The organism is Serratia sp. C2(1) (assembly GCF_036352655.1).
In the GTDB taxonomy this organism is placed as follows: Bacteria; Pseudomonadota; Gammaproteobacteria; order Enterobacterales; family Enterobacteriaceae; genus Serratia; species Serratia inhibens.
The window spans coordinates 577,515-598,229 of record NZ_JAZFBA010000001.1 but is presented as its reverse complement, the minus strand read 5'-3'; the positions used below and the strand labels follow the sequence as shown (position 1 = coordinate 598,229).

The 20,715-nt window shown below is 57.0% G+C and carries 17 protein-coding genes; 11 read left to right on the top strand and 6 right to left on the bottom strand.

Annotated elements, in window-relative coordinates:
* Window positions 1-25: 25 nt before the first annotated feature.
* From fruA to fruB, 3 genes are read right to left on the bottom strand one after another with little or no spacing between them, the layout of a single operon-like run.
* Window positions 26-1,714 (bottom strand): PTS fructose transporter subunit IIBC, encoded by a 1,689-nt coding sequence (gene fruA / locus V2S86_RS02760; protein ID WP_330761121.1) that lies wholly within the window; start codon window positions 1,712-1,714, stop codon window positions 26-28.
* A gap of 11 nt (window positions 1,715-1,725) precedes the next feature.
* Window positions 1,726-2,667: a 1-phosphofructokinase gene (gene fruK / locus V2S86_RS02755; protein ID WP_004947035.1), complete on the bottom strand. Its 942-nt coding sequence runs from the start codon at window positions 2,665-2,667 to the stop codon at window positions 1,726-1,728.
* Window positions 2,664-3,797, bottom strand: coding sequence for a fused PTS fructose transporter subunit IIA/HPr protein (gene fruB, locus V2S86_RS02750; RefSeq protein WP_330761120.1), 1,134 nt, complete (start codon window positions 3,795-3,797; stop codon window positions 2,664-2,666). The genes fruK and fruB overlap by 4 nt, the downstream gene beginning before the upstream one ends.
* Window positions 3,798-4,044: 247 nt before the next feature.
* Here fruB and V2S86_RS02745 point away from each other — a divergent pair, with 247 nt between their 5' ends.
* From V2S86_RS02745 to V2S86_RS02730, 4 genes are all read left to right on the top strand, one after another.
* Window positions 4,045-4,491, top strand: coding sequence for a nucleotide triphosphate diphosphatase NUDT15 (locus V2S86_RS02745; protein ID WP_330761119.1), 447 nt, complete (start codon window positions 4,045-4,047; stop codon window positions 4,489-4,491).
* 250 nt (window positions 4,492-4,741) lie between these two features.
* The gene (locus V2S86_RS02740; RefSeq protein WP_330761118.1) at window positions 4,742-5,902 is read left to right on the top strand and encodes a NapC/NirT family cytochrome c; all 1,161 of its coding nucleotides are present in this window, start codon (window positions 4,742-4,744) and stop codon (window positions 5,900-5,902) included.
* 12 nt (window positions 5,903-5,914) lie between these two features.
* Window positions 5,915-8,395 (top strand): trimethylamine-N-oxide reductase TorA, encoded by a 2,481-nt coding sequence (gene torA / locus V2S86_RS02735; protein ID WP_330761117.1) that lies wholly within the window; start codon window positions 5,915-5,917, stop codon window positions 8,393-8,395.
* 166 nt (window positions 8,396-8,561) lie between these two features.
* Window positions 8,562-9,740, top strand: coding sequence for a sugar efflux transporter (locus tag V2S86_RS02730; RefSeq protein WP_330761116.1), 1,179 nt, complete (start codon window positions 8,562-8,564; stop codon window positions 9,738-9,740).
* A 6-nt stretch (window positions 9,741-9,746) separates the two neighbouring features.
* On the opposite strand, the gene V2S86_RS02725 is transcribed toward V2S86_RS02730, so the two are convergent.
* Window positions 9,747-10,001, bottom strand: a complete 255-nt coding sequence (locus V2S86_RS02725) for a YkgJ family cysteine cluster protein (RefSeq protein WP_004947052.1) — start codon at window positions 9,999-10,001, stop codon at window positions 9,747-9,749.
* Window positions 10,002-10,285: 284 nt separating this feature from the next.
* Here V2S86_RS02725 and mtr point away from each other — a divergent pair, with 284 nt between their 5' ends.
* Together mtr and yeiP are read left to right on the top strand one after the other, a co-directional pair.
* Window positions 10,286-11,530, top strand: a complete 1,245-nt coding sequence (mtr, locus tag V2S86_RS02720; protein ID WP_330761115.1) for a tryptophan permease — start codon at window positions 10,286-10,288, stop codon at window positions 11,528-11,530.
* 129 nt (window positions 11,531-11,659) lie between these two features.
* Window positions 11,660-12,232 carry an elongation factor P-like protein YeiP gene (yeiP, locus tag V2S86_RS02715; protein WP_330761114.1) on the top strand — a complete coding sequence of 191 codons (573 nt, stop codon included), beginning with the start codon at window positions 11,660-11,662 and terminating at the stop codon, window positions 12,230-12,232.
* Window positions 12,233-12,374: 142 nt separating this feature from the next.
* Here the strand turns inward: yeiP and uxuA are convergent, their stop codons facing one another.
* Complete coding sequence (gene uxuA, locus V2S86_RS02710) at window positions 12,375-13,565, bottom strand: mannonate dehydratase (protein WP_330761113.1); 1,191 nt, start codon at window positions 13,563-13,565, stop codon at window positions 12,375-12,377.
* A gap of 335 nt (window positions 13,566-13,900) precedes the next feature.
* On the opposite strand from uxuA, the gene V2S86_RS02705 reads away from it, so the two are divergent.
* Window positions 13,901-15,382: a mannitol dehydrogenase family protein gene (locus V2S86_RS02705; protein ID WP_330761112.1), complete on the top strand. Its 1,482-nt coding sequence runs from the start codon at window positions 13,901-13,903 to the stop codon at window positions 15,380-15,382.
* A gap of 49 nt (window positions 15,383-15,431) precedes the next feature.
* On the opposite strand, the gene V2S86_RS02700 is transcribed toward V2S86_RS02705, so the two are convergent.
* Window positions 15,432-15,740, bottom strand: coding sequence for a type 1 fimbrial protein (locus V2S86_RS02700; RefSeq protein WP_330761111.1), 309 nt, complete (start codon window positions 15,738-15,740; stop codon window positions 15,432-15,434).
* Between the two features lie 320 nt (window positions 15,741-16,060).
* Here V2S86_RS02700 and V2S86_RS02695 point away from each other — a divergent pair, with 320 nt between their 5' ends.
* The 4 genes from V2S86_RS02695 (at window position 16,061) to V2S86_RS02680 (ending at window position 20,627) form a co-directional block, all read left to right on the top strand.
* Window positions 16,061-17,035 carry a CobW family GTP-binding protein gene (locus tag V2S86_RS02695; RefSeq protein WP_330761110.1) on the top strand — a complete coding sequence of 325 codons (975 nt, stop codon included), beginning with the start codon at window positions 16,061-16,063 and terminating at the stop codon, window positions 17,033-17,035.
* 51 nt (window positions 17,036-17,086) lie between these two features.
* Window positions 17,087-17,797 carry a phosphatase PAP2 family protein gene (locus V2S86_RS02690; RefSeq protein WP_330761109.1) on the top strand — a complete coding sequence of 237 codons (711 nt, stop codon included), beginning with the start codon at window positions 17,087-17,089 and terminating at the stop codon, window positions 17,795-17,797.
* Window positions 17,798-18,206: 409 nt separating this feature from the next.
* Entirely contained in the window at window positions 18,207-18,782 is a 576-nt protein-coding gene (gene mepS, locus V2S86_RS02685; RefSeq protein WP_311991882.1) for a bifunctional murein DD-endopeptidase/murein LD-carboxypeptidase, read from the top strand.
* Window positions 18,783-19,040: 258 nt separating this feature from the next.
* Window positions 19,041-20,627, top strand: coding sequence for a cyclic di-GMP phosphodiesterase (locus tag V2S86_RS02680; protein ID WP_330761108.1), 1,587 nt, complete (start codon window positions 19,041-19,043; stop codon window positions 20,625-20,627).
* Window positions 20,628-20,715: the final 88 nt, after the last annotated feature.

The window sequence follows — 20,715 nt, the reverse complement described above, 5'->3', positions numbered from 1 at the left end:
CGGTTTTTTTATGCCTGCGATTGCGTTAAGCCACGGTAGCCGCAGGGACGTCAGCACGTTTCAGCAGCGCATAAGACACGCCCGCCAGCAAGGTACCGGCGATGATCGCCACCAGATACAGCAGCACCGGAGTGATCGCGCCCGGGATCAGCAGCACGAACAGGCCACCGTGCGGTGCCATCAGCTTGGCGCCGAAGGCCATCGACAGCGCACCGGTCAGCGCGCCGCCGGCAATGCAGCATGGCAGCACGCGCATCGGGTCACGGGCGGCGAACGGAATCGCGCCTTCAGAAATAAAGCACAGGCCCAACACCAACGCCGCTTTACCGCCTTCCTGCTCGGACTTCTCGAATTTGCGGCGCGCCAGCAGCGTCGCCAATCCCATCGCCAACGGCGGCACCATACCGGCGGCCATAATGGCGGCCATTGGGGCATATACCGAAGAACTCAGCAACGCTACGCCGAAGGCGTAAGCCGCTTTGTTAACCGGGCCACCCATATCGGTACACATCATGGCACCGAGGATCGCACCCAGCAGCACCGCGTTGGCGGTCCCCAGCGATTGCAACCAGTGAGTCAGACCTTCCATGATTTTCGCCACCGGCGTACCGACGATGTAAATCATGATCAGACCGACGACCAGGCTGGCGACCAGCGGAATGATCAGAATCGGCTTCAGCGCTTCCATACTCTGCGGCAGCCGCAGCTTGGTACTGATAAATTTGGCGACGTAACCCGCCAGGAAACCGGCAATGATACCGCCGAGGAAACCGGCACCGGTGCTCACCGCCAGCATGCCGCCGATCAGACCCGGCGTCAGGCCCGGACGATCAGCGATGGAGAAGGCGATAAAGCCTGCCAGCACCGGCACCATCAGCGCGAAGGCTGAACCGCCGCCAATCTGCATCAGCGCAGCCGCCAGCGTGCCCTTGACTTCAAACGCCTTGATACCGAACACGAACGACAGCGCGATACACAAACCGCCCGCCACCACCATCGGCAGCATATACGACACGCCGGTCAACAGGTGGCGATACGGCCCTGCGCTCTCTTTCTTCTTGCCGGCCGTGGCCGGACCGCCGCTTTTCTGCGGTTGGAAAACTTCGGCTTCGGCCTGCGCCTTGTCCAGTTCCTGCGCAGTTTTCTTCAGCGCCAGACCGGTAGAGGTGCGGTACATAGGTTTGCCGGCGAACTTGTCCAGATCCACTTCAATGTCGGCCGCCACAATCACCAGATCGGCTGCCGCCACTTCTTCAGGCGTAATGGCATTGCCGGCCCCCACGGAGCCACGGGTTTCCACTTTCACCCACCAGCCGCGTTTTTTAGCTTCGCTTTCAATGGCTTCAGCAGCCATAAAGGTATGCGCCACGCCGGTTGGGCAGGCGGTGATCGCCACAATGCGTTTTTGACCGGTCGCTTTTGCCGGCACGGCAACCGCAGCCGGTGCCTGCCAGGCTTTCGCCTCGGCTTTGGCCAGTGCGAGGAAGGCTTCCGGCTCGCGTACCGCCAACTCCACATCGCCCACATAAACCCGTTTGCCGGTCAGCGCGGCATCGGCAGGCACAGCCTGCCCCGCTACCACCACCAGTTCGGCCTCGGCAGGCGACTCAACCAGCGTCAGGCCGGTTTTCGCCGCAGCAGCGCCGAGCATGCGTTTCGCCAGGTGGCCACGGGCCTGCCCCAACGAACTGTCTATCATCAGCAGCGTTTTCATTACGCCTCCTGCTATTGGTTAAAAGGTTTCAGATCGACGCGCGCCATCATCGCGGCCAACTGTGGACGGTCGGTCACGCCAACGTTGCTCTGGCTTACCGCCAGCGCAGCCACGGCGGTGGCCAAACGCAGAGTGTGTTCACTGGATTCGCGCATCAGCAGGCCATAAATCAGGCCGCCAACCATCGAATCGCCGGCGCCCACGGTGCTGACGACTTCGCAGGCCGGCGGCTTGGCAATCCAGGCGCCGGAGGCGTTAACCCACAGCGCCCCTTCGGCACCGAGAGAAATCACTACGTGGGCAATGCCCTGATCGCGCAGCGCATGCGCGGCTTCAACCACGTCCTCCAACTGCGGCAACGGACGACCGGCCCAGATTTCCAGCTCGCGGCGGTTCGGTTTCACCAGCCATGGCGCCGCTTTCAATCCGGCGACCAGCGCTTCGCGGCTGCTGTCGAAAATGATGCATGGGCATTGTGCGCGCAGGCGGATCATCCAATCGGTAAAGGCATCGGGATCAACGCCGGCCGGCAGGCTGCCACTCACCGCCACCATGTCGAACTGGCCCAGCCAGCTCAGCGAATCGGTCACGAAACGGTCCCAATCCTGCGATGTCACTTCAAAACCGGAGAAGTTGAAATCGGTCACTTCGCCGTCTTTTTCCGTCAGCTTGACGTTAATGCGGGTGCGGCCAGGCACCACCTGGAAGCGGTTGGCGATGCCCAGATCGCTGAACAGCAGCTGGAAGCCGTCCTGGTTGTCTTTCCCCAGGAAACCGCCCACCGTCACATCAATCCCCAGATCTTTCAGCACTTTGGCGACGTTAATGCCTTTACCGGCGGCGTGCAGGCCAGCGGTTTTCACCAGGTTCACTTCCCCGCGCTCGATCTCCGGGCAAAAGCCCACCAAATCGTAAGCCGGATTCAGGGTTATGGTGGCTACTCTTCTGGTCATGCTGCGCCCTCGCCCAGTCCTTCGTTAATCGCATCACCGATCGCCTTCAGCGCCGCTTCAGCATCTTCACCCTTGGCGGTAAAGCGCAGGTGATGTCCTTTTTTCACGCCCAACGCCACGACCTTCATCAGGCTGCGTCCGTTGGCCGGTTTGCCACTGCCATCCAGGTTAGTGACGGTAATTTCACTGTTGAACTGCTTGATCACGTTAACCAGCGCGGTGCCGGGACGGGCATGCAGGCCGTGTTCATTGCGGATCACGTACTCGGCGCTCAGCGTGGTGCTTTCTTCTTCCACCTCGCTGGTCAGCAATGCCAGCACGGTGGCGGCATCGGCGTTCAGCAGGCGTTCACCTTTGTTCGCGAGCAGCAGGTCGCCCAGGTAGTTCAGCACCGCCAGCGGTTGCTGGTCAGCCACGGACAGCGTCAACAACAGGGCGACTTGCTCACCGTCTTCGTCAAACGCCTGTGCCGGGCGGCTCAGGGTCGCTGCGCTGGTCAGATTGCCTTCGGTGCTGTCGCTCAGCCAGATGCCCTGCCCAAGATTCAACGGCCGGCGGGTAATGACGTCGCTGACGAACTGTGCGTTGACCGCGCCGATTTTCTGCAGGCGGCCCGCGTTCAGCGCTTGCAACGTCATCAGGTTATCTGCGGCTACGTCGAGTGCGATCAGCGAAGCATCGAACTGGAATTCAGCCGCCTGCTTTTCGCCCATCAGCAGGCTGCGCAACTCTTCCGATGATGTGGTTTTCGCCATCTGCTCGGCCACGCTGTCATCGCTCAGGACGTGCGTCAGCTGACGCAGCAGCGCCAGGTGTTCATCGGAACGCGCGGCAATGCCGATCACCACATACGCAGTTTGGCCTTCGCCCCATTCGATGCCCTGAGGGAACTGGAAGACCTGTACGCCGGTATTCAGCACCAGATCTCGGGTATCGGTAGTGCCGTGCGGAATGGCAATGCCGTTACCGAGGTAGGTGGAGGTTTGCAGCTCACGCTGCAGCATGCCGTCTACGTAAGCGGCGCTGACGCAGCCGGCCTCGGTTAACGCTGCGGCTACCTGACGGATAGCGTCCTGCTTGCTGCCGGCGGCGGCGCCCAGGTGAATGTCTTGCGGTGATAACTGGAACATGATTCTCCTCTCCTGCTGAATTGAATCGTTTCAGCTTCATTGAGAAAAAGGAGCGTCACCGACACGCAATCAATGCGCCGATAACGCTGAAACGTTTCAATCAGTGTGTGAGCAGCCCCGACTGAAAGCAAGTTTTCTCAATTTTGATGTGATAAATTTTTGACCTTACGCACACTTTGGCCTATGGGTTATCCGCAGAGGCGCGAAAATGACATACTGTGCTGAAACTTTGCTGACGGAGAGAAGCATGACTGTAGTCGCGGGCGTAGGCGTCATTATCGTTAATGCGCAGGGAGAGATATTGCTGGGAAAACGCTGCGGTAAACACGCCCCTTTCTGGTCAATTCCCGGTGGGCATCTGGATGCCGGCGAGACGTTTGAACAGTGCGCACAACGCGAGATCGCCGAAGAAACCGGGTTGGTCATCGCCCCGCCGCGTTTTATTGGTATCAGTAACAATCTGCAGACCTGGCGCGCCGAAGGAAAACACACGGTGTCGGTATGCTTACTGACGCAGCATCCTGGCGGTGAGGCGGAACTGAAAGAACCGGATAAATGCGCGGAATGGCGCTGGTGTTTACCTGACGCGCTGCCGGAACCGCATTTTGAAGCCAGCCGCAACGCCATTCATCTGTGGCTGACCGGCCAATCCTATTTACCCTCAGCATCAGTGGCGAATAAGCAACCACTTTAGATTCAAAGTTTTCATCCCCTGTCCGTGATGGCGTTTGCAAAATCAACATCCCCTTCTAAAAACGCGTTATGAAATGCAAAACATAACGCTGAAAAATCCCTCAAATGGCCTTTTTTCCACTAAAAATAACCCCATAGTGTTAGATGTTTTTACCGATAAACCTTATACTTAATCCGGTTAATTGGCCTTTGGCCAACACCTTTTTGGGAAAGGTTTTCCTTGGTATTTCATAATTCTAAGTGGGTTCAATATGAACAAAAAGCTAACTGGCTGGGCAACCAAGCGTCGCTGGGGATGGCTATGGCTGCTGCTGCTCGGCATTATCCTCGGCGCTGCGCTATTGGCGGGGACCGCCACCGTGTTCCATAAAACCAGCGACACCGCCTTCTGCGTTTCCTGCCACACCATGCAACAACCCCTGGCTGAATATCAGGGCAGCGTTCACTTCCAGAACACCAAAGGCATCCGTGCCGAATGCGCCGACTGCCACGTCCCGCACGAGCCGCTCGATTACCTGTGGACCAAAATCCGCGCGGTCAAAGACATTTACGGCGAAATGGTCGGTACCATCGACACGCCGGAAAAATACGAGGCGCACAAGCTGGCGATGGCCCAGTCGGTGTGGAAAACGTTGAAAGAAAACGACTCCGCCACCTGCCGCTCGTGCCACAGCTATGACGCCATGGACATCACCGCCCAGCGGCCTGAAGCGCGCCTTCAGCACCCGGTCGCCATCAAACAGGGCGAAACCTGCATCGACTGTCATAAAGGCGTGGCGCATATCCTGCCGGACATGAGCGGTGAAACTCAGGCCGGCGCAGCCGAACTGGCGAAAGCGGCCGCGGAAACCTCGCCAACGGCCACTACGCTATACACCATCGCCACCGAGCCGTTCTTCCTGAAGCCGGACGACAGCCACAACGCCGGTAACCTGATGCCCTCCACCGAAGTTCTGGTAGTGAAACAAGACGGCGACAAGGTGCTGGCCAACGTCTCCGGCTGGCAACAAGACGGCGTGAGCGAGGTGTTCTATGCCGCGCAGGGCAAGCGCATCCTCAGCGTGCTGTTGGGAGAAGACGCTCGTAAGCTATTGAAAACAAGCAATACACTCACCGATGCCGAAACCGGCTTGGTGTGGCATCAGGTTTCACTGCAGGTCTGGCTACCGCGCAAACAGCTGATCGACGATCAGCAAAAAATCTGGCGCTACACGGCGGATATGATGTCGGCCAACTGCACCGGCTGTCATGGCCTGACCGCCCTCGATCGCTTCAATGCCAACCAGTGGATCGGCGTGATTAAAGGTATGGCTCCACGCACCTCGCTGACGCAGGAACAACTGCGCGTTCTGACGCAGTATGTGCAAAAACACGCCAGCGACATGACGCCTGCCGCACCAGCCAAGCTTTAAGGGAGAAGCGCAATGAGCAACCATCAACGACAAGCGTTACAAATGAGCCGCCGCCGCTTCCTGACCGGTGCCACCGCACTGGCCGCCGCACCTCTGCTGGCGGGCCTGTGGCCCAAATCTGCGTTGGCGCAAGCCATCAGCCAGGCGCTACCGCAATTTGTGGTACTGCGTCAGGCGCAAAAAGGCATTCTGACCGGCGCACACTGGGGCGCTTTCGAAGCCATAGTACAGGACGGCAAAATGGTCGGTGTACAGCCGGTGAAAGACGATCCTTATCCGAACGAATTGATCACCATGGCGCCCTTCCAGGTGCATGCCGAAAACCGCGTCAAATATCCCATGGTGCGTAAAAGCTGGCTGGAAGGCGGCCCCGGCAGCCGCACAGAACTGCGCGGGCGCGACGAATGGGTCCGTGTCAGTTGGGACAAGGCGATTGAACTGGTCTGCAATGAAATCACCCGTTTACAGAAAGAGCACGGCCCGCAGTCCATCTATGCCGGTTCCTATGGCTGGAAAAGCGTCGGCATGTTGCACAACAGCCGCACGCTGCTGCAACGCCTGATGAACCTGACCGGCGGCTTCCTCGGCTATGCCGGCGACTATTCTACCGGTGCGGCGCAGGTGATCATGTCGCACGTAGTGGGTTCGATGGAAGTTTACGAACAGCAAACCGCCTGGCCCAACGTGATTGAAAACAGTCAACTGGTGGTGATGTGGGGCTGTAACCCGATGATCACGCTGAAAAACAGCTGGAACGTGCCGGATCACTACGGCCAGACCGGTTTCGAGGCATTGAAGAAAAAAGGCACGCGCGTCATCAGCATCGATCCGGTGCACAATGACAGCGCCAAATTTGTCGGCGCACAGTGGATCGCCCCACGTCCTTATACGGACGGCGCCATGCTGATCGGCATCGCCCATACGTTACTGACCGAGAAACTGCATAACCCGGATTTCCTGAAAACCTACACCGTCGGTTTTGACAAGTTCCAGGCCTATCTGCTGGGCGAAGACGACGGTACGCCGAAAACCGCCGAATGGGCTGCGGACATTTGCGGCGTAGATGCCGAAGTACTGCGCCAACTGGCGCGCGACATGGCAAAAAACCGTACCATGATCATGGGTGGCTGGGGCATTCAGCGCCAGCATCATGGCGAGCAGCAGCACTGGCTGTTGGTCACGGTAGCGGCCATGCTCGGCCAGGTTGGCCTGCCGGGCGGCGGCTTTGGTTTCAGCTATCACTACTCCTCCGGCGGCAGCCCGACGGCGAAAGGCGGCATTATTGCCGGTATTTCCGCCGGCAGTTCACCGAAGAATTCCCCTTCACCCATTCCGGTGGCGCGCATCGCCGAATGTCTGGCCAACCCCGGCAAGACCATTAACTTCAATGGTGCGCAGGTTACCTATCCTGAGGTGAAAATGGTGTACGTGGCGGGCGGCAACACCTTCCACCAGCATCAGGACACCAATAACCTGGTCAAGGCCTGGCAGCGGCCGGAGACCATAGTGGTGAATGAACCCTACTGGACCGCCACCGCCAAGCACGCTGATATCGTGCTGCCGGCCACCACCAGCTATGAACGCAACGATCTGGAAATGGGCGGCGATTATTCGCAGCTGTACGTGTTCCCGATGCACCAGTGCGTGCCGCCGCAGCACGAGTCGCGCAGCGATTTCGATATCTTCGCGGCGATGGCCGCCAGGCTGGGGGTTCAGGATGCCTTTACCGAAGGCAAAGATGAAACCCAGTGGCTCAAAGGCATGTACGACGACATGAAAACCCAGGCGCGCGCCGCCCGGGTGGCCCTGCCGCCGTTCGACATGTTCTGGCAGTCCAACAATTATGTGCGTTTCCCGGTGCCCGAGGCCAATACCCAATGGGTCCGCTTCGCCGACTACCGCGAAAATCCACTGCTTAATCCGCTGGGCACGCCCTCCGGCAAAATCGAGATCTACTCCGACGCCATCGCCAAAATGAAGTATCGGGACTGCCCGGGCATCCCGACCTGGATGCCGCCTCACGAATGGTATCGCGGACCGGAAGCGGAGAAGTACCCGCTGTCGCTGAACACCGCGCACCCGATCAACCGACTCCATTCGCAACTCGACAACACGCCGTTGCGTAAAAAATACGCGGTGGCGGATCGGGAAGCGATTGTGATCCACCCGCAGGATGCTCAATCGCGTGGTATCGCCAATGGCGATTTGGTACGGGCGTTTAACGATCGCGGCCAGATCCTGGTCGGTGCGGTGGTCAGCGAAGACGTGCGCCCCGGCGTGGTGCGCATCAGCGAAGGGGCCTGGTTCGATCCGGCCGACCCTTCCCAACCGGGATCGCTGTGCAAAAACGGTAACGTCAACTGCCTGACCTTCGACGTGGGTTCCTCCAGCCTCGCGCAGGGTAATTGCGGGCAGATGGCGCAGTTGCAGATTGAGAAATATCAGGGCCCAGTGCTGAAAAACACCGCGCACGACGTGCCTGCCGGCGCGTAACCCCCCATCTGGGCGGCGGCAACGTCGCCCTTTTTGACTGAGCCTTATCCAGATAAACGTTTTTTATTGCCAGAAAAAATGAAACTGCTTTTTGTTTTTTTTTCTTTCTTGAAAAATGGGCGTATTATTCACCCGACCTCCTTATTCCGACCCTTTGCTGACCTTTATGCCTACATCTACTGCGGTAACGCGACGCTCGCCCGATCTCACTTCGCTGGCCTTTCTCGTCGTGGCTTTTCTCACCGGGATTGCCGGGGCTTTACAGACGCCCACGCTCAGCCTGTTTCTGGCGACGGAAGTGCAGGTGCGGCCTTCGATGGTGGGCCTGTTTTTCACCGGCAGCGCCGTCATCGGCATTCTGGTCAGCCAGTTTCTCGCCCGCCGCTCCGATCAAAAAGGCGACCGCAAATCGCTGATTTTCCTCTGCTGCATGCTCGGCGCGCTGGGTTGCGTGCTGTTCGCCTGGAACCGCAATTATTACCTGTTGCTGATCGTGGGCGTGATGCTGACCAGTTTCGGCTCCACCGCCAACCCGCAAATGTTTGCCCTGGCACGCGAACACGCCGATCGCACCGGCCGTGAGGCGGTGATGTTCAGTTCGATTCTGCGCGCCCAGGTTTCCCTCGCCTGGGTCATCGGCCCCCCTATCGCCTTCGCGCTGGCATTGGGTTTTGGCTTTAAGGTGATGTATTTGGCGGCAGCGGCTGCATTTATCCTGTGCGGCGTACTGGTATGGAAAATGCTGCCGTCGATGCGCAAAACGCAGATGACAGCCCGTGCCACGCTGGAGGCGCCACGCCAGAACCGCCGCGATACGCTGCTGCTGTTTATGGCCTGCACATTTATGTGGACCGCAAATGGCATGTATTTGATTAATATGCCGTTGTATATGGTGCACGAACTGCAACTGTCGGAAAGGCTGGCTGGGATCCTGATGGGGACGGCGGCCGGGCTGGAGATACCGACCATGCTGCTTGCCGGTATGGTGGCCAAACGCTTCGGCAAGCGTTTCTTGATGCGCTGCGCGGTGGTGGCGGGCCTGCTGTTTTATGTCGGGCTGTTGTTTCTCACCGGCACCGGGCAATTGATTGCCTTGCAACTGCTTAACGCGGCGTTTATCGGCGTGCTGGCGGGGATTGGCATGCTCTATTTCCAGGATTTGATGCCCGGACAGGCGGGTGCAGCCACCACCTTGTTTACCAACACCACGCGCGTGGGCTGGATTATTGCCGGTTCTGTCGCCGGCGTGGTGGCGGAGATCTGGAGCTATCACGCGGTGTTTTATTCCGCGCTGGCGATGGTTGTCGGCGCGGTGCTGTGTTTGTGGAAGCTTAAAGACGCTTAACGGTGTTTATGGCGCGGTATCCGCTTCCAGCTTGATCAGGTAGATCAATGCCTGGTCGCGATGGTCATGACACATCTCGCGGCTGGCCTGCAGGCTGCCGCACACCTTTGGCCGCAGCGGCGAGTGGAACAGGCCGCAGCGCAGTTGCTCACTCAGATGAATACAGCGAGTATTGGCGGGCTTGCCGTTGGGCATGCCGGGAATGGGGCTGGATATTGAAGGCGCGATACAACAGGCGCCACAGTCGGCACGACAGTCCATCAGCGAAGTCTCCCGGTGGGCTGGCGGAATTGAAGCGCGACAATATCAGCACGGCTCATCCGCCGCCAGCATAATCCGGCTTTACCCGACAATCTTTACACCCCATTTCCATAGCCATAAACCCGTCATTCGCGCACAGGCCAAAAATACGCCACAAATGGGCCAATTAACGCCAATTAATGCATGAAACAGGCATATTCACGGCTTTACATGCGCCAACCGCACATGTACCATTGCGCTAGTACAAAAGAACCCAAGGCCGACGCGGCCAATCAGGAGCAAAAATGTCCACGGACACCGTCCAGAAGCTAGCCCGCCCTTCGGTACTCGGCGGCGCGATGATCATTGCAGGCACCGCCGTCGGCGCCGGCATGTTCTCCATTCCTATCGTCACTTCTGGCGTGTGGTTCAGCGGTTCCGTGGCGCTGTTGATTTATACCTGGGCCTGCATGCTGATTTCCGGCCTGATGATCCTGGAAGCCACGCTGCATTACCCCAGCGGCGCCAGCTTCCATACCATCGTCAAAGATCTGCTGGGCAAAGGCTGGAACGCCATTAACGGCATTTCCATTACCTTTGTGCTGTACATCCTGACCTACGCCTACATTTCCGCCGGCGGTTCTATCATCGCCCATACGCTGGAAGGCATCGTCGGCGTCGGCCAAACCACCGCCGGGCTGGTGTTTGCCATCGTGGTGGCGTTTATCGTTTGGTTGTCCACCCGCGCCGTCGATCGCCTGAGTACCATTCTGATCGGCGGGATGGTGATCACCTTTGTGATGTCGGTAGGCGATATGTTCACCCACGTGCAACCGGCGGTGCTGTTCAACCGCGGCGATGACCAGGCCAGTTACCTGCCTTATGCACTGGCGGCGTTGCCCTACCTGTTGACGTCGTTCGGCTACCACGGCAACGTGCCGGGGCTGGTGAAGTACTACCAGAAAGACAGCCGTGCGGTGGTGCGCAGCCTGGTGTACGGCACGCTGCTGGCGCTGGCGATCTATATCCTGTGGCAGTATGTGATTCAGGGCAACATCGCCCGCGACGCCTTCAAACAGGTGATTGCCGAAGGCGGCAATATCGGCAGCCTGCTCAAGCAAATGGGCAATGTCTCCAGCAGCCAGGCCGTGGGCCAGTTGCTGAACGCCTTCTCTTATATGGCGCTGGCCAGTTCATTCCTTGGGGTATCTCTTGGCCTGTTCGATTATCTGGCGGACTTCTTTACATTCAGCGATGACGCTGCCGGGCGCAGCAAAACCGCGCTGGTGACTTTCGCACCGCCAACGCTGGCCGCCCTGCTGTTCCCGAACGGCTTCCTGTACGCCATCGGCTTCGCCGGGCTGGCGGCCACCGTTTGGGCGGTGATCGTGCCGGCGATGCTGGCGCGCGCCAGCCGCCGCCGCTTCCCGCAGGCGCAATACCGCGCGCCTGGCGGCCACGGCATGATCCTGTTCATCATTCTGTTCGGGGTGATCAACGCCGTCGCTCATCTGCTGGCATTGCTCGGTCTGCTGCCGGTATTCCAGTAAATCCGCTCGGGGGATGGCGTTCGTCATCCCCTTTCCGTCACTGTTTTTGCGCGATCCGCTTGCCTGAAATCGGCGGCGCGAGTAACTTGTCGCAACTTCTCAAATACTCTTCATTGCAGGTTACTTTATATGGCAAAGGCTAACGAAATTAAGCGCGGCATGGCGATCAATTACAACGGCAAACTGCTGCTGGTGAAAGACATCGATGTGCAAAGCCCAAGCGCGCGCGGCGCCAGCACTTTATACAAAATGCGTTTTTCCGACGTCCGTACCGGGTTGAAGGTAGAAGAGCGCTTTAAGGGCGACGATATTCTGGACACCATCACGCTCTCGCGCCGCAAGGTGAACTTCTCTTATATCGACGGGGAAGAATACGTGTTCATGGATGACGAGGATTTCACTCCGTACATCTTCAAGAAAGACCAGATCGAAGACGAGTTGCTGTTTATTCCTGAAGCCGGCCTGCCGGGGATGCAGGTGCTGACGCTGGAAGGCCAGGTGCTGGCGCTGGAACTGCCGCAGACCGTGGATATGGAGATTGTCGACACCGCGCCGGGCATCAAAGGTGCTTCCGCCAGCGCCCGCAACAAGCCGGCCACCATGGCGACCGGCCTGACCATTCATGTGCCGGAATACCTCAGCGCCGGAGACAAAATCCGCATTCATATCGCAGAGCGTCGCTATATGAGCCGGGCTGAATAAGCTATCTTGCTTGCCACTTTCCGCCCGGGCAGTGCTCGGATCCTCACGTACTGCGTGTACGCTCCGGGCCCTGCGCGCTGGCCGGGCGAAAATTGGCCGCGCCGATAACGCTTATTCCAGATTTCGGCGCAACTTTTCGCCGTTACGGCAATTCAGGGAAGAAACGGCGCTTAAGCGCCAGCTCAACGCCACGCAGCTCCGCCAACCCTTTCAGCCGACCAATCGCCGAGTAGCCAGGATTGGTTTTTTTCTTCAAATCATCCAGCATCTGGTGCCCGTGATCGGGACGCATCGGGATCGGCCGGCGATCGCCCGCCTGATGACGCCGCTGCTCCTCGCTGAGGATCGCCTCAATCACCGCGACCATATCCACGTCACCCTGCAGATGGGCCCCTTCATGGAAACTCTTCGGGTTCTCTTCGCGGCAGGTGGCGCGCAGGTGGGTGAAATGGATGCGATCGCCGAAGGTATCAATCATCCGCACCAGGTCATTATCCGCACGCACGCCGTAGGAACCGGTACACATAGTAAAACCGTTATAAAGGCTGTCGACGGTCTGCTTCAGCCACTGCATGTCCTCAATGGTGGACACGATGCGCGGCAGGCCGAGGATCGGCCGCGGCGGATCGTCAGGATGCACCGCCAGGCGCACGCCAACCTCTTCCGCCACCGGCACAATGGCGCGCAGGAACACCGCCATATTTTCGCGCAGTTGCGCCTTGTCGATCGCGTCGTACTCCGCCAGACGGGCACGGAACTGATCGAGCGTGTATCCCTCTTCGGCACCCGGCAGCCCGGCGATGATATTGCCGGTCAATGTGTTTTTTTCCGCTTCGCTCATGGCAGCAAAATGGGCCGCCGCCTGCGTTTGTTCTTCCGGTGTGTAATCCTGCTGTGCGCCGGCGCGTTGCAGGATGTGCAGATCAAAGGCGGCAAAGGCAATGTGATCGAAACGCAGCGCTTTCGAACCGTCGGGCAGCAGATACTCCAGATCGGTACGTGTCCAGTCGAGGATCGGCATAAAGTTGTAGCACACGGTATCGATGCCACAGGCCGCCAGATTACGCAGCGACTGCTGGTAATTGGCAATATGCCGCGGGTAATTGCCGCTGTGGGTTTTGATCTCTTCATGCACCGGAATGCTTTCCACTACCGACCACACCAGGCCTTTCTCCGCCAACAGCGCCTGACGCGCCTTGATCTCATCGATCGGCCAGACTTCGCCATTGGGAATATGGTGCAGTGCGGTGACAACGCCGGTGGCGCCGGCCTGACGCACATCGTCAAGAGAGACAGGATCGTTCGGCCCATACCAACGCCATGTTTGTTCCATTGTTTATCCTTGTAAAAATCGCCGGAGGTTGCGGTGATCAAGATCGCTCAAACCTGACAATCTTGTTATACCAACTGAGATAGATATCATTTATCTTTTACCTTACTCCTTCATGGCCTGCTGTCAAAACAGAAATCGCAGTGGGTTGATCCACTTCACGAATCTGGCTTATTTTGGACTGACCAATTTCATTGATGCGCCGACAGCCTTACACTGGCGGCAGAGAGCCAGTACGATAAACACGGGAAAAAACCTCACTTGTCGTCTGTAAAACTGGTCTGATAGCTTTTGAAAAGTTACCGGCCAGCACCTTTTACTCAGCTTTGGAGCCTTGAATGAAGACTATCGCCAACTCACCGCTGCCTGATGCGGTCCAGCAGCCGCGCTACGATCGCAGCGCATTGCAAAGCCGTATGGTGCATATCGGATTTGGCGCTTTCCACCGCGCCCACCAGGCGCTGCTTACCGATCGGGTGCTGAACCGCCAGGGCGGCGACTGGGGTATTTGCGAAATCAGCCTGTCTGGCGGCGTGCCATTGTTCCAGAGCCTGCGTTTGCAGGATCATCTGTACAGCGTGCTGGAGAAAGGTGCGACGGGTAATCAAGCCATCGTGATAGGCGCAGTGAATGAAAGCGTGCATCGCAAACTGGAAGGGATCGGCGCGGTGCTGGAAAAGCTGGCGGAGCCTCAGGTGGCGATAGTGTCGATGACCATTACCGAAAAAGGCTACTGCATCGAACCGGGCAGCGGAAAGTTGGATCTGCAACATAAGGCGATCCGCGCCGATCTGGCCAATCCTGGTCAGCCGGCCACCGTTCCCGGCATTCTGGTGGAGGCGCTTCGCCTGCGCCTTGAACGCGGCCTGCCCGCCTTCACCCTGCTCTCCTGCGATAACATTCCGGAAAACGGCCATGTGCTGCGGAATGCAATAATCGGGTTGGCGCAGGAGCGTGACGGCGCACTGGCCGAATGGATTGCCCGGCAGGCCAGCTTCCCCAGCACCATGGTCGACCGCATTGTTCCGGCCGCCACGCCGGAAACGCTGGATGACATTGCCGCCGCGCTCGGCGGCGTCCACGATGAATGCGCCATCGCATGCGAACCCTTCATTCAATGGGTGGTGGAAGATAATTTCGTCGCCGGCCGCCCGGCCTGGGAACTCGCCGGGGCGCAGTTGGTCGACGACGTGCTGCCGTTTGAACAGATGAAGCTGCGCATGCTGAACGGCAGCCATTCGTTCCTGGCCTATCTCGGTTATCTGGGTGGCTATCAATACATAAACGACTGCATGACCGACGAGTCTTATCGCCGCGCCGCCCACCACCTGATGTTGGCCGAGCAGGCGCCGACACTCAGCGTCAGCGGTATCGATCTGGCCGCCTATGCCGCACAACTGATTGAGCGCTACAGCAACCCTGCGCTGCAACACCGCACCTGGCAAATCGCCATGGACGGCACGCAAAAACTGCCGCAACGCATGCTGGATTCGGTCCGCTGGCACCTGCAGCACGGCGGCAGCTATGCCGGCCTGGCGTTGGGCGTCGCCGCTTGGATGCGCTATGTCAGCGGCGTGGATGACGCCGGCCAGCCTATCGACATCCGCGACCCGTTGCTGCCTGCGTTGCAGCAAAAGGTGGCCGCTACGCCGGATGATGAGCAGCGGGTTAAGGCGCTATTGGGGCTGAAGACCGTTTTCGGCGAACAACTGCCGGCCGAGGGTGAATTTGTGGCGGCGGTCACTCGCGCTTACCTGTCGCTGCGCGATCGCGGGGCATGCCAAACGGTGAAAGAGTGGGTTGCGACTCAACTGGCCTAAGGAAATGAAAGCCATGCCGGGCAAGCGGTGTCCGGCATGGTCGGATAACTTAACGATAAACCACGGTCATGACGGCCAATTTTTTCTGTTGATCCACCCACTGCATTTCCGTCGTGCCTAAATTCAGTGGAAGCTCTTTGCGTGAAACATCGAAGTGCGACAAGGTCTGTTGCCCTTGATAGTGCTGCCCATTGCGATAACATTGCGTACTGGCCGTTGAACCGGCAACCTCCACCGAGCAGGGGCTTTCTACGACCGAACCGACAAAATGAATAACCCCGCCAGTGGTTTCGGCATGGCCTGCCGCCGTCCATGAAAACAACATTCCTGCGATCAAAAATAACCGAGAGATATTCATGGCACCCTCACTTTCTGTTAACTCAATTTAAACATAGAGGATCTTCTTAGGAATAATCGCAAGGTAAGGCCATTTATTTGGCGGGTAATCGGGCCATTAACAGAGTAAAAACAAGCTACTAATCACCAGTTCTTCTGCCTAATAGTGGGTTTTTGTTAGGAATTTTCCGAATGCCGGGCATGGATTTCGCCGGTTAAATAACGCATCTTAACGTCGTGAATTTGTGACCTGGCGCAGGTAAACACCCGCACAGGGTCAGGCATCACGGATTCACGGATTAATGCTTGCCCCATGGACTTTATCAACATCAGGAATCATCAATGACCAAAACCAACCTGATCACCGGTTTTCTCGGCAGCGGTAAAACCACCACCATCCGTCATCTGCTGGCCAACAAGCCGGAACATGAGCGCTGGGCGGTGCTGGTGAATGAATTCGGTGAAATCGGCATCGACGGCGCGCTGCTGGCAGACAGCGGCGCAGTGCTGAAGGAGATCCCCGGCGGTTGCATGTGCTGCGTAAACGGCCTGCCGATGCAGGTCGGATTGAATATGCTGTTGCAGCAAAGCAAGCCCGATCGGTTGCTCATCGAACCCACCGGACTGGGCCATCCGAAGCAAATCCTGTCGTTGCTGACACAAGACAGCTACGCCGGCTGGATCGATCTGCAGGCCACGCTGTGCCTGCTGGACGCCCGCCAACTCAGCGAGCCCCGCTATCGCGAAAATGAAAACTTTCGCGATCAGTTGGCGGCAGCCGACATTATTTTGGCCAGTAAAAGCGACACCTATCAACCGCAGGATCTATTGGCTTTGCAGCAATGGACGGCGCAAGACCCCAACCAGCGGCCGCTTTATCCCATAGAACAAGGCCGGGCGAATGTGGATTGGCTCAACCTGCCTCGCACGAATCGCACAGAATTACCGGATGCGCAGCAGCATCATAGCCATGCCAAAACTCAGGGTCTGGCCGCATTACGGCTGCCGGAAACGTCGCGTTGGCGACGGGCGCTCAATCAGGGCCAAGGGTTTACCAGCTGCGGCTGGATTTTTGATGCAGACACGGTGTTCGATACCCTTGGCATTATGGAGTGGGTGCGGCTGGCGCCGGTCGAACGCGCCAAAGGCGTGGTCCGCATTGCGGAAGGCACATTGCTGATTAACCGCCAGGGGCAGGATCTTAATATCGAAACGCGCCCTGTCGCACCTCTGGATAGCCGTATTGAACTGATCCACAGCGAAAATGCTGACTGGAACGCCTTGCAATCCCAGCTGTTTAATATTCGTTTAAGTTAAAATCTTTATCGTTAGCATCATTTTATTTTCAGACTTACAACAGGTTATGTCATGACTCGCCGCAATTTACCCTTCATCATTTTCTTCAATTTACTGGGCATTGCGCTGTTTCTGTCCTGGTTCCTGCCGGCTAACCACGGTTACTGGTTTACTTTGGATTCAGCGATTTTCTTTTTCTTCAATCGCCATCTGGCAACCGACCCCGGTTTTCTGCATTTGGTGGCGATCACCAACAATCGCGCCTTTGACGTGATTTCACTGATCGCCATGGGGCTGCTGTACCTGTCTTTTTATCTCAAACAGGATGCCGCCGGCCGCCGCCGTTTACTGATCACCGGCGTTGTCATGTTGCTGACCGCCGTCGTGCTGAACCAGCTTGGGCACCTGCTGCCGGTGAAACACCCCAGCCCGTCACTCAGCTTCGAGAATATCAACCGGGTCAGTACGCTGACCGGCATCCCCACCAAAGATGCCTCCAGCGACAGCTTCCCCGGCGACCACGGCATGATGCTGATGATTTTCACCTGTTTTATGCTGCGCTATTTTAACCGCCGAGCCTTTGCCATAGCGCTGCTGATCACCCTGGTTTTTTCACTGCCGCGCGTGATGATTGGCGCCCACTGGTTCACCGACATCGCCGTCGGCTCCCTGTCTGTGGTGTTGGTTGGCGCCAGTTGGTGTCTGATGACCCCCTTCAGCGACAGACTGATTGACAGGTTGAACCTGATGTTGCCCGGTAAACACCGCCCCGCCCAGCCATAACAAATCGCTATGCCCCACAGGAGGCCCGCTCGCCTCCTGATTATTTCAGCGCCGCTTTTTGTTTATTTCTACATCATCGCGTTAACGCTTTCGTCACCTGATTTCACGTAAAACCAACACAACGGACAATCAGCGTTTTTTATATGAAGTTTTACATTATGTTACATCACAAATTCATATAAAAAAGGGCGGAAAAAGACTCGCAATCCCTTATTCGTTGCGGTAACCTCGGATGCGTTTGTGCCTGGTTTACCCCGTTTCCGCATTAAATCCATGAAAAATGTGCGTTCCAGCACGTTTTCACCGGTAAACGATTGTCGGGGCAGCAGGTGCAGACTAGGCTCATTCCGTTTGGCATTTTTCAGGTAGCGACTTTCGTCGTTAAGGACTTCAAGGGAAAACAACAACAATGGTCAAATCTCAACCGTTTCTGAGATATTTTTTGCGGGTAGTACCTGCAATTGCCGCAGCGGTAATGCTCTCCGCATGCAGCTCGACTCACACTTCGAACTTGAATAACGCACAAACTGAGATGCATGCAGTTAATGACAAAAACGGTCTTTTACTGCAAGCCTCTCAGGATGAATTCGAAGCAATGGTCCGTAACGTTGACGTTAAGTCAAAAATCATGGATCAGTATGCAGACTGGAAAGGCGTTCGCTACCGTTTAGGCGGCGAAACCAAACGCGGCATTGATTGCTCGGCGTTTGTACAGCGCACCTTCCGCGAACAGTTTGGTATGGATTTACCGCGCTCTACCTATGAACAGGAAGACCTCGGCAAGAAAATCGTACGTACCAAACTGCGTCCTGGCGATCTGGTGCTGTTCCGCGCCGGCTCTACCGGGCGCCATGTCGGCATCTATTTAGGTAACGATCAGTTCGTTCATGCCTCTACCAGCAGCGGCGTGATGATTTCGAAATTGAGCGATAACTACTGGAATAAACGTTATCGCGAAGCCCGCAGAGTGCTGACCAGCAGCTGACGGCGCAAACCCCTGATTGTCCTGAATACCAAACGAGCAATAAAACGCTGCCTCCGGGCAGCGTTTTTTTTATCCGAAACCTTACGCTGATAAAAAACTCACCTATTATCATCAAACACACTACTTAAACGTTTGTCAGCGGATTAGCTTGCGTAAATAAACGATGAATAATGACTGTAACACCGCCATTGGGATATATTAGGCGATCACGTGATAACAAAAACAGATTGATACGCCGCGCTCAGGGGGCACAGGTTTATGGGCTTGAAAAGGGCATTTGCACGCCATGTTTCGCACAGACGACGCAGCCTGGCTAAAAGCAGCATTGTAGCTCTGGTCTTTTTTATCCTGTTTACAGGTATTACGCTCTTCCTGATTAATCACCAACGCACGCAATATCAACGCATGGTCGAACAACGCACAGAAAAATTCACCCTCGAAAATCTGGATAGTCTGACGGAAATCATGCAGCAACTGATGCCGTTGACGGAACGCCCTTGCGCTTCCAGCCAGCCGGATATTACCTATCAGGCAGCGTTTAATTCCGGAGTGCGTAGTTTCCTGCTGGTGAAAAACGGTTTTGCCTATTGCTCCTCGGCTACCGGCAGCATGATGCTGGCACTGAAAAATATTTATCCGGAAATCGATCCTCGCCAGACGCGGGATCTCAAATTGCAACAGGGCACGCCACTGGTGCCGGGAAAACCCGCAGTGGCCGTCTGGTTACGTCACCCCGGAGAGGAAAACACCGGTGTGTTGGCAACCCTGGACATCAATCTGATGCCCTATCTGCTGTTCGCTTCGCGTGACGCCCGCACACCTGACATTGCCATCATTCTGGGCGATCGCGCCCTGACATCCTTCAGCCCGAATCTGATGCCGGTGAGTCAGTTGCCGAACGACCAGGCCGCTCGCTTAGCCATCCCCGGCACGCCGATGACGATTCTGTTTTATAACGAAACGCTGACGCCCAACGATATCCGCCTGACCCTGCTGGGCAGCCTGGTGCTGTCATTAATGATCGGCATCCTGTGCTACTACATGCTGTTGCTGCGCCAAAGCCCCGAGCGTGCGTTGATGCGCGGCATCAAGCGCAATGAATTCTTTATCGAATACCAGCCGGTGTTTCATACCCGCAAAGATGCCATCGCCGGGCTGGAGGCGTTGATCCGCTGGCAGCATCCGATTGAAGGGCGTATCCCACCAGACCTGTTTATCCCCTACGCCGAAACTGAAGGACTGATTGTGCCGTTAACGCGACACCTGTTTCGCCTGATTGCCGAAGACGCGCCACGGTTGGCGACGGTGTTGCCAAAAGGCGCCAAACTGGGGCTGAACATCTCCCCTTCCCATCTTAGCGCGCCGTCCTTCCATCAGGACGTGTACGAACTGTTGGCGCAACTGCCCGGCGACTACTTTACGCTGGTCTTTGAGATCACCGAGCGCGGCATGGTGGAAGAGGCCAATGCGTTGGCGGAGTTTGACTGGCTGCACCAGCAAGGCATTGAAATCGCCGTCGACGATTTCGGCACCGGCCACAGCGCGCTGATTTATCTGGAGCGCTTTACCATGGACTACCTGAAAATAGACCGCGGCTTCGTCAATACCATCGGCCAGGATACGGTTACCGCACCGGTGCTGGACGCGGTGATCTCACTGGCTAAAAAGCTGAAAATGCAAACCGTGGCGGAAGGCGTGGAAACCGCAGAACAATTGCATTTCCTGCAGGAACGGGACGTTAACTTTATGCAGGGATATTATTTCAGCAAACCCTTGAGCATCGACAACTTCGTGACATTCTGCAATAGCCAGCAGGTCTTTGATTATCAGGCGCAAAAAGCCTGATCTTTACATTACTTCACCCTGCGGCGCGGCAGTGAATGTTATGCTGGCCGCAGACTTAACCGACTTATCAGCAGGAGCTTACCGTCAA

Excerpts from the sequence above, each read along its gene's own strand:
- fruA (WP_330761121.1), bottom strand. The coding sequence starts at position 1,714 with ATGAAAACGCTGCTGATGATAGACAGTTCGTTGGGGCAGGCCCGTGGC.
- fruK (WP_004947035.1), bottom strand. The coding sequence starts at position 2,667 with ATGACCAGAAGAGTAGCCACCATAACCCTGAATCCGGCTTACGATTTG.
- fruB (WP_330761120.1), bottom strand. The coding sequence starts at position 3,797 with ATGTTCCAGTTATCACCGCAAGACATTCACCTGGGCGCCGCCGCCGGC.
- V2S86_RS02745 (WP_330761119.1), top strand. The coding sequence starts at position 4,045 with ATGACTGTAGTCGCGGGCGTAGGCGTCATTATCGTTAATGCGCAGGGA.
- V2S86_RS02740 (WP_330761118.1), top strand. The coding sequence starts at position 4,742 with ATGAACAAAAAGCTAACTGGCTGGGCAACCAAGCGTCGCTGGGGATGG.
- torA (WP_330761117.1), top strand. The coding sequence starts at position 5,915 with ATGAGCAACCATCAACGACAAGCGTTACAAATGAGCCGCCGCCGCTTC.
- V2S86_RS02730 (WP_330761116.1), top strand. The coding sequence starts at position 8,562 with ATGCCTACATCTACTGCGGTAACGCGACGCTCGCCCGATCTCACTTCG.
- V2S86_RS02725 (WP_004947052.1), bottom strand. The coding sequence starts at position 10,001 with ATGGACTGTCGTGCCGACTGTGGCGCCTGTTGTATCGCGCCTTCAATA.
- mtr (WP_330761115.1), top strand. The coding sequence starts at position 10,286 with ATGTCCACGGACACCGTCCAGAAGCTAGCCCGCCCTTCGGTACTCGGC.
- yeiP (WP_330761114.1), top strand. The coding sequence starts at position 11,660 with ATGGCAAAGGCTAACGAAATTAAGCGCGGCATGGCGATCAATTACAAC.
- uxuA (WP_330761113.1), bottom strand. The coding sequence starts at position 13,565 with ATGGAACAAACATGGCGTTGGTATGGGCCGAACGATCCTGTCTCTCTT.
- V2S86_RS02705 (WP_330761112.1), top strand. The coding sequence starts at position 13,901 with ATGAAGACTATCGCCAACTCACCGCTGCCTGATGCGGTCCAGCAGCCG.
- V2S86_RS02700 (WP_330761111.1), bottom strand. The coding sequence starts at position 15,740 with ATGAATATCTCTCGGTTATTTTTGATCGCAGGAATGTTGTTTTCATGG.
- V2S86_RS02695 (WP_330761110.1), top strand. The coding sequence starts at position 16,061 with ATGACCAAAACCAACCTGATCACCGGTTTTCTCGGCAGCGGTAAAACC.
- V2S86_RS02690 (WP_330761109.1), top strand. The coding sequence starts at position 17,087 with ATGACTCGCCGCAATTTACCCTTCATCATTTTCTTCAATTTACTGGGC.
- mepS (WP_311991882.1), top strand. The coding sequence starts at position 18,207 with ATGGTCAAATCTCAACCGTTTCTGAGATATTTTTTGCGGGTAGTACCT.
- V2S86_RS02680 (WP_330761108.1), top strand. The coding sequence starts at position 19,041 with ATGGGCTTGAAAAGGGCATTTGCACGCCATGTTTCGCACAGACGACGC.